The organism is Mesorhizobium sp., from assembly GCF_004963255.1.
Classification (GTDB): domain Bacteria; phylum Pseudomonadota; class Alphaproteobacteria; order Rhizobiales; family Rhizobiaceae; genus Mesorhizobium.
In genome coordinates this window covers 96,999-108,954 of record NZ_SUGA01000001.1, presented here as the reverse complement: position 1 = coordinate 108,954, position 11,956 = coordinate 96,999, and the positions used below count along the sequence as shown (strand labels likewise).

Genomic DNA, 11,956 nt, shown 5'->3' with positions numbered 1-11,956 from the left:
CGCGACGAGACCCCGGGCGGCTTTGTCCGGCATTTTGTCGCTCGCCCGATCCGACTCCTGTTTGCGGAAAGAGAGATAGTGCAACACCATCATTGGATTTCTGCGCTCGATCGCGAAAGCCGCCTTGGGCTCGACGCATCGGAGGCAGCCCGCGAAGTATCCGCTATGTAGCGATGGCAGTCGGTTCTCCCGCCCCCTTGCTCACAAGTACCTACGCCCGGGGCTTGGTGAGAGCGAGAAACTCCCACCAAGCCGGTTTTGTCAGTTCTTGCCGCAGGTGTCCGCCATGTCGGGCGTGCACTTCACGAAGCCGGTGTCGATATAGGGCGGCACCGTCTTGCCCTGCTTCAGGTCGTGCAAAGCCTCGATCGACTTGTAGCCCATATTGTACGGGCTCTGGCCGACGAGGTAGTGGGCAAGCCCGTCCTTGAGCAGCGGCAGCTGCGGCGCGAAGGCGTCACCGAAGGAGATAACGAGGTCCTTGGAATCGACGCGGTCCTTCACGCGCCCGACCGCCTGCCGGTAGGCCGACGGCGCGTATTGCGCCCAGCCGCCGACGGCGACGAAGGCATCGAGCTTGGGATTGGCCACCAGCACGTCGTTCATCTGCTGGGCGGCGAGGCTGATGTTGTCATTGTTGTAGATCGGGCAGCCGTCGACCTCGGTCCAGCCGTTCTCGCCGGCCAGACGTTTCACGGGCTTGTCCTTGGTGACGTTGGCCAGCGTGTCGCGGATACCCTGGACACGCAGATCGAGGTTGAGCGAGCCGGCCGTGCCGGTTTGGATACAGACCGTGCCGCCCTTCGGCTTGTATTGGACGACCTTCTTCGCCAGCTCGACCCCGAAATTGTAGTTGTCGGTGCCGATGAAGGTCGAGCGCAGGCCGGCATCTTCCTTCAGCAGGTCGCCGTCGAAGGTGACGATCGGGATACCGGCGGCCTTCGCCTTCTCCAGCAGCCTGGCCACGGATTTCGGATTGGTCGCGGACACCGCGATGCCGTCGACGCCCTTGGTCAGCACGTCGTTGATGACCTGAAGCTGCTGCGCCTCGTTCACCTCGGACGGACCGATATAGTAGCACTCGACGCCGAGATCCTTGGCGGCCTTCTCGCAACCCTCCTTCACCGGAGCGCTGAAGACGTCGTTCACCGTCTTGACGATCACCGCATAGGTCTCGGCCGAAGCCGGCGCCGAGTGGATGCCCGCGGCGAACACCGCCGCGATCATGGTCGCGCCCATTCGGGCGGTCAATCTGTCGATGCTTCTCATGGTTTTCTCCTCTCTGATGTTATGTGCACGAAAATGCGCGAACCTTCCGGGCAGGCGAGTTGCCTGCCCGAACTGGCTCTAGGCGCGGGTGGAGCGGAACCGTTCGAGCAGTACCGCGAACAGGATGAAGAGGCCGACGAAGGTGCCCTGCCAGAAAGGGTTCACGCCGGCGAGCAGCAGGGCGTTGCGGATCACTTCGATCAGCACCGATCCGATGACGGCACCGAACGAAGTGCCGAAGCCACCGAGCAGGTTGGCGCCGCCAATGACGGTCGCAGCGATGACCTGCAGTTCTTGGCCCTGGCCGAGTGCGTTGGTGGCGGCCCCCATCCAGCCGACGAGGAAGATTGCGGTCATGCCGGTCATGGCGCCGAGGAGCGCGTAGGTCGAAACCTTGACGCGATCGACCGGGATGCCGGAAAGACGCGCGGCGTTCTCATTGCCGCCGATGGCGCGCACGTATCGGCCCCATTTGGTCATCGACAAGAGCCACTGCATGACGACGGCCGAGACGATCACGGCCCATAGCACGTTCGGCACGCCGAGGAAGGAGCCGCTGCCCAGCGCAAGAAGCGTGTCGCCGGCCTTGCCAAAATCGTAGACCACCTGGTTGTTGGTGACGACCAGCGTCTGGGAACGCACCAGGCTCATCATGCCGAGCGTGACGATGAAGGGCGGCAGCTTCAGGTATGAGACCAGAGCGCCGTTGACGATGCCGACGAACGCGCCGACGAGAAGCACGAACAGCACGACGACGGCGAAAGGATAACCGCTGGCGCAGAACAGGCCGAGCAGCACGCCGGTCAGGCCGAGCGTGGAGCCGACGGAGATGTCGATGCCGCCGGTCATGATCACCGGCGTCATGCCGATCGCCATCAGCGCCGTGAAGCAGAAATTCTGCAGGATGTTGGCCATGTTGGCGGAGGTCAGGAATCGCGGCGCAATCATGCCGACCACAGCGCCGATTATCAGCACTGCGACGACGATCCAGAATTCCTGGCTGCGCAGCATCTCGCCGAGCTTGCTGCGTTCCGACAGGTTGAAGACCGAATCCAGGTTGCTGGCGTCCGGAGACTTGTTCATCTCTTCCTCCCCTTTGCCTCAGGCCGCAGCCTTGGCGCCGACGATCAAGGCGGTGATTTCCTCGGGCGAGCTGGTCGAAGCGAGCTTGTTGGCGACGAGGTGGCCGCGCCGCAGCACCATGATGCGCTCACAGACGCCGAACACGTCGGGCATGCGGTGCGAGATCAGGATGACGGCGACGCCGCGCTCCTTGAGGCGCTTTATCAGCGCCAGCACCTCTGCGACCTGGCGCACCGAAATCGCGGCGGTCGGCTCGTCCATCAGCACCAGCTTGGCGTCGGCCAGGCGGGTGCGTGCGATCGCGACCGCCTGGCGCTGGCCGCCCGACATGCGCTTGACCACGTCGCGCGGCCGCGTTTCAGATTGCAGCTCGCGAAACAGCTCGGCGGCGCGCTCACGCATCTTGCGGTGGTCGAGGAATTTGAACGGGCCGACCGAGCGCATGATCTCGCGGCCGAGGAAGACATTGGCGGCTGCGCTCAGGTTGTCGCAGAGCGCCAGATCCTGGTAGACGATCTCGATGCCGGCCCGACGGGCGTCCGAAGGCTGGTTGAACTGAACTTCATTGCCGTCGAAGACCATCCTGCCGGACGAGGCCGGGAAGTTGCCGGCGATCATCTTGACCAGCGTCGACTTGCCGGCACCGTTGTCGCCCATCAGGCCGACGATCTCGCCCGGCTCGATCTGGAACGATACGTCCTCGACTGCGTGGATGGCGCCGAACTGGCGTGAGATGTTCTTCAGCTCCAACAGGCTCATGACAGGGATTCCCGTTCTTGCTTCGCTTCGGATGCCGGTATCGATCGGCCTGCGGAATAGTCGTCGGCGGCCTTGAGGCCGCCATAGAGGACGGCCCGCCAGCCGAGCTCGGCCCAGCGCAGATCCATTGGGCGACCCGTCTCGGCGAAGGGCGACCGGAGCGCCACCTGTTCTTCCAATTGCCGGCGAGGGAATGCATCGGTCGTGCAGACCCCTCCCCCGAGCACGATCGTGGCCGGTGAAAACAGCGCCACCGCCGTGCCGACGGCGAGCGCCTGATCGCGCACGAACCGGTCAATGTCGGCGCCAAGCCCCGGGATGCGCAGGGACTGAACAAAAAGCTCGGTGACGGGAACGCCGTATCTCTCGGCAATCACTTCCAGGGCGCGGCCGGAAACGTAGGTTTCCAGGCAGTCGGTGCGCAGCCCCTCCAGCGTCCGGCCCTCATTGCCGAACGGCATATGGCCGATCTCCAGCGCCCAGCCGCCGCCGCGAAACGCTTCGCCGCCCTGCACGAAGGCGCCGCCGACGCCGGTGCCGAAGAACAGGCCGAGCACGCTGTCAGACCCTTTGGCGGCACCCGCGATCACTTCGCCTGCCAGCATCAGCACGGAGTCGCGTTCTATGATGACGGGGAAGCCGAGGAGTTCGCCAAGCTCGCTCGCCAGACGATGGCCGTTGAGCTCCGGCACGTTGCCCGCGAAGAGCACGCGGTCGCCGTCGGTATCGATGAAGCCAGGGACAGTCGAGACCATCAGGTCCGGGGTGAGACCCGCCTCGGCGCAGAACTCCGTGACGAGCCTGGCGAAGCTGCCGACCGGATCGGCGTTGCGCAGCAAGGCGGACGGGAAGAGCCGCTCGCCGGCCTGCGGAACACGGTCCACGACCATGCCGCACTTGACCGAGGTGCCGCCGACATCGACGACCAGGATCGAGCGGATCATCGATCGCCCCCAACGTCCGGGAGGAAGCTTGCCAAGGCGTTGCGAAACTCGGCGACATAGGCCGCGCGGTCGATCGTCTTCGACGTGATCTCGCACAGCCGGGCGCCGGGAATGAGGTCGGCCAACTCACGCGCATAGGCCAGCGGGTGGACGTAGTCCTGATCATTGCCGATGATGAGCGCTGGCCGCCGGATCCTCGCGATTTGGGCGCGGTTCACGCCCGGCCAGTCGAGCGGAATACGCGAGAGAAGCGCGATCGTGGTGTCGGGCCGCGGGCGCTTGAAGAAACCGATCAGCGAAGCCGCGTTGTCCGGCGAGGCCGCCTTGACCTCGAGGAACTCCGGCGAGGCGCGAAAACGCTCCGCACCTTCTTCGGCGCCGTATGTTTCGAGATACTGCGCGGCGACGCGATAGCCGTGCTGGCGCGCGATGGAAGGTGCATCCACCCAGGCAGGCCGCGCCAGCACCAGCTTGGTAACGCGCACGGCGTTGAGGCTTGCCAGCCGCAGCGCGATCGCCGCGCCCAATGAGATGCCGCCGACCGCTGCCTGTTCGATGCCGAGATGGTCGAGCAACGCCAGGGCATCGTCGGCGAGTTGCGAGATCGAGAGGCGCGACGGATCGCCAAGCGCGGAGGCGCCATGGCCCCGGCACATCAACGTGATGCGCTGCAGGCCGCTGTCTTGCGGGAACACTTCGACCGGCTGGTCGAGAGGCGCGCCGAGCCCGTGCTGCCACAGCACCGGCTGCCCTTTGCCCACGACATCGAAGGTCAGAGCGCAGCCGTCAACGGTGGTGAAGGTACCGGCGGTCACGAGACGTCCCCAAGAAGCATGCGCAGGGCCGCGCCAGACGCTGCCGCATCCTTGTGCTCGAAGCCGTGCGCGACGACCGCCTGGTCGTAGCCGCATGAACGCAAGAGCCGCAGGAACCGATGGAGGTCGACGGCGCCGGCCCCGGTGGCAACCACCTTGCCGGCCCGGTCGACGTCCTTGGCATGCGCCAGGATGATGTGCTCGCCGAGCAGGTCCACCGCCTCTTCCATGACGCGGGCCTGGTTGCTCAGCCTGTCGCCGACGAGATTGGCGGCATCGAGGATGATGCCAAGGCGCGGGCTCCTGACCTCGTCGAGGATCCACCCCGCGAGAACGGCATTGGCGACGACGTTGCCAGGCTCGGGCTCGATACCGAGCCGGATATCGTGCTTTTCGGCAAGCTCGAGCGCCGCGTCGAGCTCGGCGCGCAGATCGGTCCATGCGGACGGCGAGGCGTTGTCGGGGTGGGCTGCCCACATGTCGTCGGCGTTGCGCGAACCGGTGCACAGCGTCACGATCGGCGCGCCGAGCAGCGGCGCGGCGGCGACGACATTGGCGAAGCGGGCGCGGGCCGCACGGCGCATCGCCGCATCGGGATGGACCATGTTATAGGTGCCGGAGAGACCAGCGATCGCCAGGCCGTGCTTGCGGGCAGCCTCGGCAAACGCTTTCAGCTCACCGGCAGGGACGGAGTCCGGAAGGCTGGCCAAACCCAGGCACGACAGGTTGAGCTGCATGCCTTCGTAGCCATCCTCCCCGATTGCCGAGAGCAGCTCGTTGACAGGGCCGAGCGGATAGGTCCGGGCAAAGATTGCGGGATACATCAGACCGGTCCCGAGGCGTCCGCCAGATCGACGGGCTTGCCGCTGCGCACCGACTGGCCGATCGCCACCATGGCGCGGACGGAGGCGACGCCGTCCTCGATCGAAGCGCCGTTCATCGGCGCGCCGTTCAGGACGACGGCGGTGAAGCCTTCGAGCTGGCGGCGGTAGAAATGGCCGTCGGCGCCAAGCACGCGCTGGGAGGACGCGCTGCTTTCGCGAAAGATGTCGACCTCGCTGGACTTGTAGTACCAGGGATTGAAGATCTTGCCGGTGGCGCTGCCGTTCTCGCCATAAAGCTGGAAGCCCTCGTGCCAATCCATCCGGACCGGCAGCGTCAGATCGAGATGGCCGAGCGCGCCGTTTTCGAATTCCGTGTCGACGAACCAGCAATAGGCGCCGAAGCGCTCGAGCAGGCGCGCCTGGACGGACTTGATCGGCCCCGCCAGATAGCGCGCGAGATCGACGAGATGGCTGCCATGCGCCAGCATGAAATAGCGCTGGCGATCGGCCTTCTGGTCTCCGGCGGGCTTCAGCGCCTTGGCGCCAGTTCTCGGCACGGGCTGAATTGCATCGGTCATGGTGTAGCGGTGGGTGGAATCGCAGTACCAGGCTTTCAGCGCCAGCAGCGAGCCCATCTCGCCGGTGGCGAACTCATGTGCCGCCTGGATGCCCGGATCGAAGCGCAGCATGTGGCCGATCTGAAGCACAAGGCCGGTGCGCTCCACATGGCCTTTCAGTTCTTCCGCCTCCTCCACCGACATGGCGATCGGCTTTTCGCAGAGGACATGCTTGCCGGCCGAGAGCGCCTTTATCGCCGCCGGAACGTGGAAGGCGTCGGAAATGCCGATGACGATCGCCTCAATCTCGGGATCGGCGAGCATGCGGTCATAGTCGTTGTAGATGCTGATCGCGTCGTAGAAGGAGCCGAACCGCCGCGCCAGATCGACATCGGCATCGCACACGGCCTGGAGGACGACATTCCTGCCTTTCTGCGCCGATTCCAGATGCGCGAATTGCGAGATCGGTCCGCAACCGAGGATACCGACACGCAGACACCGGGCGTCTTTCTTGACGGGCACAGGCTCACTCCCTGATATTTGTTTTTGTCTTATACAAAAACAAATATCACAAAACGCCTCGCGTCAAGGCGCTTGATCAGAATTTCTGCAACGGTGTCGTACCAAACGCGAAGATGGCGCGGCTCGACGTAGCCCTCTCCGCGCTAACTCGTTCATGTGGTTTGCAAATGAGATGGCCGCGACCGCATACGACGCTGCGCGAAACGTGGCGGAAAAACGCTGTGAAATACGTTACAGCGTGTTGGTCTCGAGATCCGGCAGAGCGAAAAGCGTGTCGCGGATAGTGGCGGCCGCGCCGATCGCGGCGCCATCGGCGCCGAACTGCGCCACCCTGATCTCGGGCATGGCGAAGCCAGCCAGAAGCCGCCGCTTGATGTCGGCCTGAATCCGCCGACTGAGCTTGGGATAGAGGCCAGCCAGCGGGCCGCCGAGGACGATGCGCCCGGGATCGAGCAGGTGAATGGCGTTGACGAGGCCGGCTGAAAGGCCGCTGACCCAGGCGTCGAGCGCGGCGTCCACTTCCTTGTTGCCGATGCCTGCAAGCAGCATCTGAACGCCGTCGGCCACCGGCTGACCCTCTTCGAACAGCCGCGTGAAAAGCTTGGCCCCGGCCAGCATCTCGAATGTATCGACGCGTCCGCCGGCGGAAACGATGGTGTGCCCGATTTCGCCGGAATAGCCATGCCCGCCCATCACGACGCGGCCGTCATCGATGATGGCCCCGCCGATGCCCTCGGCCAGGAGAACGACCAGCATACTGCCGGCCTTCGCCGTGGCGGAGGCGGCAAGCTCGGCATTGGCGAAGGCAAAGGCGTCGTTCCAGACCATGACCGACCAGTCGGCCGGCGCCTTCCGCGTCAGCTCCGCCTGAAGCGGATAGTTGAGCCATTCGAGGAATGGCGCGTGCACCACGCTGCCGTCGCGGCCGACAAGGCCCGGCACCGAAATGCCGATGCCCTCCACCTTATCCTGCAAGGTGGGGCTTTCGCTGAGCAGCCTCTCGATCAGCGAGAGCAGCTTTGCCGATATATGCCCGGCGTCGCGGTAGCGCGGGCCGGTCGGCTCGACGATCCGGCTGACGACATTCATCTGCAGGTCGAGCAGCACTCCGGTCAAGGAGCGCGTGCCGACATCGACCCCAACAAAATAGGCGCCCGAAGGGTTGAGCGTCACGCCGACGCCCGGACGACCCTTGCGCGATTCGGGGGACATTTCGGCACTCTCGACGACCAGGCCGGCATCGAGCAGAACGCGCATGGCGTTGCCGATCGTGGCCCTTGTCAGGCCCAGCTGCCGAGCCATGTCGGCGCGAGAAAGCTGCCGGCCGTTTTGCAGCAGTCTCAGACAACGCCTGGCGTTGATATGGCGCAGTAGGCTTGTCGTGCTCACGGCCGCATCTTTTGGTTAGGTCAGCGCAAATACCATCGGAAGGGGCTGTCCCAAAGCCGTTTTCTCACGGAAGCGTCCAAAGTCGGCACAGCCATCGCGTGGGCAAGGATATAATACTGAACCAGAGCCGCTATTGGGTTGGCCGGGCTTGCGCGCCGACGGCGGCCACCCGCCAGTTCGGCAACAAGTTCGTCCGCGCCAGTCTAACGAGGCGAAACGGGAACCACCACTTTCGACCGACTCGCTGTCTTTCGAGGATCGTCGCGAGCCTCATGACAATGAACACAGTGGAGTCCACTGATCTTATGCGATCGACCAACCCCCATCGATCATGAGGTTCGCCCCGTTGACGAGAGCGCCCGCAGGTGACGCCAGGTACACCACCGCGCCGGCGACATCTTCCGTCTCGCCAATCCGGCCGAGCGGAATGTGCGCCAGCGTCTGGCGATGCGCCTCGGGGTCACTCAGATACGGACGCGTCGAGTCGGTCCAGATAAAGGTCGGCGAAATACTGTTCACAGCAATTCCCAACGGACCCCACTCAGCAGCCAGGCACCTGCTGAGATGATTGATGGCAGCCTTCGACATGCAATAGATCGATTCCTCGCGCAGCGTGACGGTCCCGGCCTGGGAACTGATGTTGAGAATACGGCCAGCACGACGCTCGATCATTGTCCTTGCCACGGCCTGCGTGAGGAAGAACGTACCCTTGAGGTTCGTGCCCAGGATCAGATCGAAGTCCTCCTCACTGACGGATTGCGCCAGGCTTCGCCGCGAAATGCCGATATTGTTGACCAGGATGTCGATTTGGCCGAAATGGGCTACCGCATCGCGCACGGCGTCTTCAATTCGTCGGGTCTCGGCTATGTCCAGCGGGACGATCAGGGCGCGGCGCCCAAGCGCTTCGACGGCGGAGGTCAAATCTTTTCCGGCATTATCGTCACGAACGATCGCAACGATATCAGCTCCCGCCTCGGCGCATGCCAACGCGCATGCCCGGCCAATACCGCGCCCGGCGCCGCTCACCATTACGACCTTCCCGTGAAGGCCGAAGCTTGGCAGAGAACTCTTTGTCATCGTCAGTACTCCAATGAGCGCCGCTTCCCGGCGCCTGGTTGTCTGATGCGGCTTTGGTAAGGTGGCAAAACACGACCAGTTGTGATGGCTCGCCGTGATCGCCTCACAAGATCCGGCGCCGTGATTTCACGAAAGTGTCGAACGCGACCGCCAGAACGATGATCATCCCGATGATGATCTGCTGGACGTAAGCCGAGACATCCAGAAGAACGAGGCCGTTGAGCAGGACACCGATCAGTACGGTGCCGATGACCGTGCCGAATATTGTCCCGGTGCCCCCAAAAAGGCTGGTCCCACCGATCACAACCGAGGCGATGACAGTCAATTCAAAACCCGTACCTGCCACGGCCTCAGCCGAGTTCAGTCTTGCCGCCAGGACAAAAGCACCGAGGCCTGCGAAGAAGCCGGTGATGACATAGACACTGAGGATAATCTTCTGGACGTTGAGGCCAGCGAGGCGCGCAGCTTCGGGGTTTCCGCCAACTGCATAAATCTGCCGGCCGTAGCGCGTGTAGCTCAACGTTATGTGCGCGATGATCGCGAACAGAACAAAGATCAGCACCGGAACCGGGACTGGCCCCAGCTTACCTTGGCCCCACCAGACAAATGCTTCGTCGAAGCCGCTGACCGGCCCGCCGCCGGAGAAAAGCAAAGCCGCACCGCGAAAGGCTGACATGCCGCCCAGCGTCACTACGAAAGGCGGCACCTTGAACCGGGTGATAGCCAGCCCTTGAACAAATCCTGCCGCGACGCCTACGCCTATCGCTGCCAGCGCTGCGACCTCCCAACCGAAACCCGTTGCAGCCGATCCATCGCCAACACTGAAACGATTGTCTAGGCCGCCCTTAGCTACCACCGCCGCGACAAGCCCTGCCAATGCTAGGATCGAGCCTATCGAAAGGTCTATTCCGGCGGTGAGGATGACGAAGGTCATTCCTATCGCCAGCAGTCCGTAGATCGAGACCTGGCGGAGCACGTTGAAAAGGTTCAGCGGCGTGAGAAATCGCGGCTCGAGGATCGAGAAGCCGATCATGAGGACCACAAGGAACAGCACTGGCGCGAAGCGCGCCACCACGTTGAACGGCCGAATTTGCTGTCGCTTCGGGACCGGTGCCTCCGCTGCCACTTGCGCCATGTCGTTCTCCCCTGGTTGATCACTCATGCCGCGACCGCATCCACGGTCATCAGGGCCATCAGCATTTCTGGATTGGCGTCGTCCGCTTGCACCTCGCCGGTGACGCGGCCCTCGCGCATCGTGATGATGCGGTCGCTGATGGCCAGCACCTCGGGCAGCTCCGAAGAGATCACGACGATGGCGATCCCAGTGCTTGCCATTTGAAACAGCAGATTGTGGACTTCGGCCTTGGCCCCGACATCGATCCCGCGGGTCGGCTCGTCCACGATGAGCACCTTGGGACCAAGAGCGAGCCAACGTGCCAGGACAATCTTCTGCTGGTTGCCACCCGAGAGGTCGGAGACGATCTGCTCCGGCCCCAGCATCCGGATGCGAAGCAGTTTCCGATACTCCGAGATCAGGGTGTCCTCGGCACCTGAATCGATGAAGACACCCAGCCGGGAAACCCGGTCTTGCGCGGCGACCGTCAGGTTTGCACGGATCGACTGCGACAGGAACAGGGCTTGCTGCTTCCTGTCTTCTGGCACGAGGCCGATGCCTCTTCGGATGGCGTCTTGCGGCGATGTCGGCCGCAACGACACGCCATCGATAAAGATATTCCCGGAATCGAACGGATCCGCGCCAAAGACCGCACGCGCCGTCTCCGTGCGACCGGAGCCCACCAGCCCGGCGATGCCGAGGATTTCGCCGCGTCGAACCTCGAAACAGACGTCATGCAAGGCCATGGCATTCAGCCCTTCGGCGCCCCTGCGCCGCGACAGATTCTCGACACGAAGGACGACCCTCTCGGTCGCGGCCGGCGCCGGGCGCCGTTGCATCGCGGTGATCTCGCGGCCGACCATGTGACGGATGATGGCATCTATGGAGGTATCGGCGACGTCTCCTTCGCAGACAAACGCGCCGTCGCGCAGGATGGTGAAGCGGTCGCACACGCGCATGACCTCTTCCAGGCGGTGCGTGACGAATATGACGCTGAGCCCCTCGTCCCGGAACCCGCTGACGATGTCGAAAAGCCGATCCACCTCGGCATTTGAGAGCGCCGCTGTCGGCTCATCCATGATGATGAGTTTCGACCTCATCGACAGGGCGCGGGCGATCTCGACCAATTGTTGTTCGGCCACGGAGAGATCGCGAGCCAGTATACGTGGGTTCTTCTCGAGACCAACCTTCGACATCAGACCTTGCGCCTCGTCGACCAAGCGTCCCCAATCCACGAAGCTTGCCCGTCCAGGTTCACGGCCAAGGAAGATGTTCTCCGCAATCGACATTCCAGGAACGAGCGTGAGTTCCTGGTAGATTGTCGCTATGCCACTGCGCTGCGCATCCTGCGGCGAGTTGAACGTCGCCTTCGCGCCAAGAAGATTTATCTCGCCGGCGTCCGGCGACTGAGCTCCCGACAGGATCTTGAGCAGGGTCGATTTGCCGGCACCGTTTTCACCCAGCAAAGCGTGAACCTCGCCTGCGCCGACGCGCAGATCCACCGCTCTCAGCGCGGAGATGCCGCCAAACGACTTGGTGATGCCATTCATCTGCAAAAGAGGCTGGCGCATTGTGAGATCCAAACGAATTCAGCAGCTCGAAT

11 protein-coding genes are annotated in these 11,956 nt (G+C 63.5%); all 11 read right to left on the bottom strand.

Annotated elements, in window-relative coordinates; all coding sequences use genetic code 11:
* Positions 1-261: 261 nt before the first annotated feature.
* The 11 genes from E5X34_RS00505 to E5X34_RS00455 all read right to left on the bottom strand — a co-directional run bounded on the left by E5X34_RS00505 (position 262) and on the right by E5X34_RS00455 (position 11,903).
* Entirely contained in the window at positions 262-1,269 is a 1,008-nt protein-coding gene (locus E5X34_RS00505) for a sugar-binding protein (protein WP_292559642.1), read from the bottom strand.
* Positions 1,270-1,347: 78 nt separating this feature from the next.
* A complete protein-coding gene (locus tag E5X34_RS00500) occupies positions 1,348-2,352 on the bottom strand; it encodes an ABC transporter permease (RefSeq protein ID WP_292559639.1) in 1,005 nt (334 codons plus the stop codon).
* An 18-nt stretch (positions 2,353-2,370) separates the two neighbouring features.
* Positions 2,371-3,111 carry an ATP-binding cassette domain-containing protein gene (locus tag E5X34_RS00495; protein ID WP_292559636.1) on the bottom strand — a complete coding sequence of 247 codons (741 nt, stop codon included), beginning with the start codon at positions 3,109-3,111 and terminating at the stop codon, positions 2,371-2,373.
* Entirely contained in the window at positions 3,108-4,055 is a 948-nt protein-coding gene (locus tag E5X34_RS00490; RefSeq protein ID WP_292559633.1) for an ROK family protein, read from the bottom strand. The genes E5X34_RS00495 and E5X34_RS00490 overlap by 4 nt, the downstream gene beginning before the upstream one ends.
* On the bottom strand, positions 4,052-4,870 hold the full coding sequence (locus E5X34_RS00485) for an alpha/beta hydrolase (protein WP_292559630.1): 819 nt from the start codon (positions 4,868-4,870) through the stop codon (positions 4,052-4,054). The genes E5X34_RS00490 and E5X34_RS00485 overlap by 4 nt, the downstream gene beginning before the upstream one ends.
* Positions 4,867-5,694 (bottom strand): sugar phosphate isomerase/epimerase, encoded by an 828-nt coding sequence (locus tag E5X34_RS00480; protein WP_292559628.1) that lies wholly within the window; start codon positions 5,692-5,694, stop codon positions 4,867-4,869. Before E5X34_RS00480 ends, E5X34_RS00485 begins: the two co-directional genes overlap by 4 nt.
* Entirely contained in the window at positions 5,694-6,773 is a 1,080-nt protein-coding gene (locus E5X34_RS00475; RefSeq protein WP_292559625.1) for a Gfo/Idh/MocA family oxidoreductase, read from the bottom strand. The genes E5X34_RS00480 and E5X34_RS00475 overlap by 1 nt, the downstream gene beginning before the upstream one ends.
* A 231-nt stretch (positions 6,774-7,004) precedes the next feature.
* Positions 7,005-8,075, bottom strand: coding sequence for an ROK family protein (locus E5X34_RS00470; RefSeq protein WP_292559622.1), 1,071 nt, complete (start codon positions 8,073-8,075; stop codon positions 7,005-7,007).
* A gap of 390 nt (positions 8,076-8,465) precedes the next feature.
* The gene (locus tag E5X34_RS00465; protein ID WP_292559619.1) at positions 8,466-9,239 is read right to left on the bottom strand and encodes a glucose 1-dehydrogenase; all 774 of its coding nucleotides are present in this window, start codon (positions 9,237-9,239) and stop codon (positions 8,466-8,468) included.
* Between the two features lie 103 nt (positions 9,240-9,342).
* Entirely contained in the window at positions 9,343-10,374 is a 1,032-nt protein-coding gene (locus tag E5X34_RS00460) for an ABC transporter permease (protein ID WP_127858552.1), read from the bottom strand.
* Positions 10,375-10,397: 23 nt separating this feature from the next.
* The gene (locus tag E5X34_RS00455; protein WP_292560723.1) at positions 10,398-11,903 is read right to left on the bottom strand and encodes a sugar ABC transporter ATP-binding protein; all 1,506 of its coding nucleotides are present in this window, start codon (positions 11,901-11,903) and stop codon (positions 10,398-10,400) included.
* Between the last annotated feature and the right edge of the window lie 53 nt (positions 11,904-11,956).

What these genes read in the sequence shown, in the direction of transcription:
- E5X34_RS00505 (WP_292559642.1), bottom strand. Translation starts at nt 1,269, where the DNA reads ATGAGAAGCATCGACAGATTGACCGCCCGAATGGGCGCGACCATGATC.
- E5X34_RS00500 (WP_292559639.1), bottom strand. Translation starts at nt 2,352, where the DNA reads ATGAACAAGTCTCCGGACGCCAGCAACCTGGATTCGGTCTTCAACCTG.
- E5X34_RS00495 (WP_292559636.1), bottom strand. Translation starts at nt 3,111, where the DNA reads ATGAGCCTGTTGGAGCTGAAGAACATCTCACGCCAGTTCGGCGCCATC.
- E5X34_RS00490 (WP_292559633.1), bottom strand. Translation starts at nt 4,055, where the DNA reads ATGATCCGCTCGATCCTGGTCGTCGATGTCGGCGGCACCTCGGTCAAG.
- E5X34_RS00480 (WP_292559628.1), bottom strand. Translation starts at nt 5,694, where the DNA reads ATGTATCCCGCAATCTTTGCCCGGACCTATCCGCTCGGCCCTGTCAAC.
- E5X34_RS00470 (WP_292559622.1), bottom strand. Translation starts at nt 8,075, where the DNA reads ATGGCTCGGCAGCTGGGCCTGACAAGGGCCACGATCGGCAACGCCATG.
- E5X34_RS00465 (WP_292559619.1), bottom strand. Translation starts at nt 9,239, where the DNA reads ATGACAAAGAGTTCTCTGCCAAGCTTCGGCCTTCACGGGAAGGTCGTA.
- E5X34_RS00460 (WP_127858552.1), bottom strand. Translation starts at nt 10,374, where the DNA reads ATGGCGCAAGTGGCAGCGGAGGCACCGGTCCCGAAGCGACAGCAAATT.
- E5X34_RS00455 (WP_292560723.1), bottom strand. Translation starts at nt 11,903, where the DNA reads ATGAATGGCATCACCAAGTCGTTTGGCGGCATCTCCGCGCTGAGAGCG.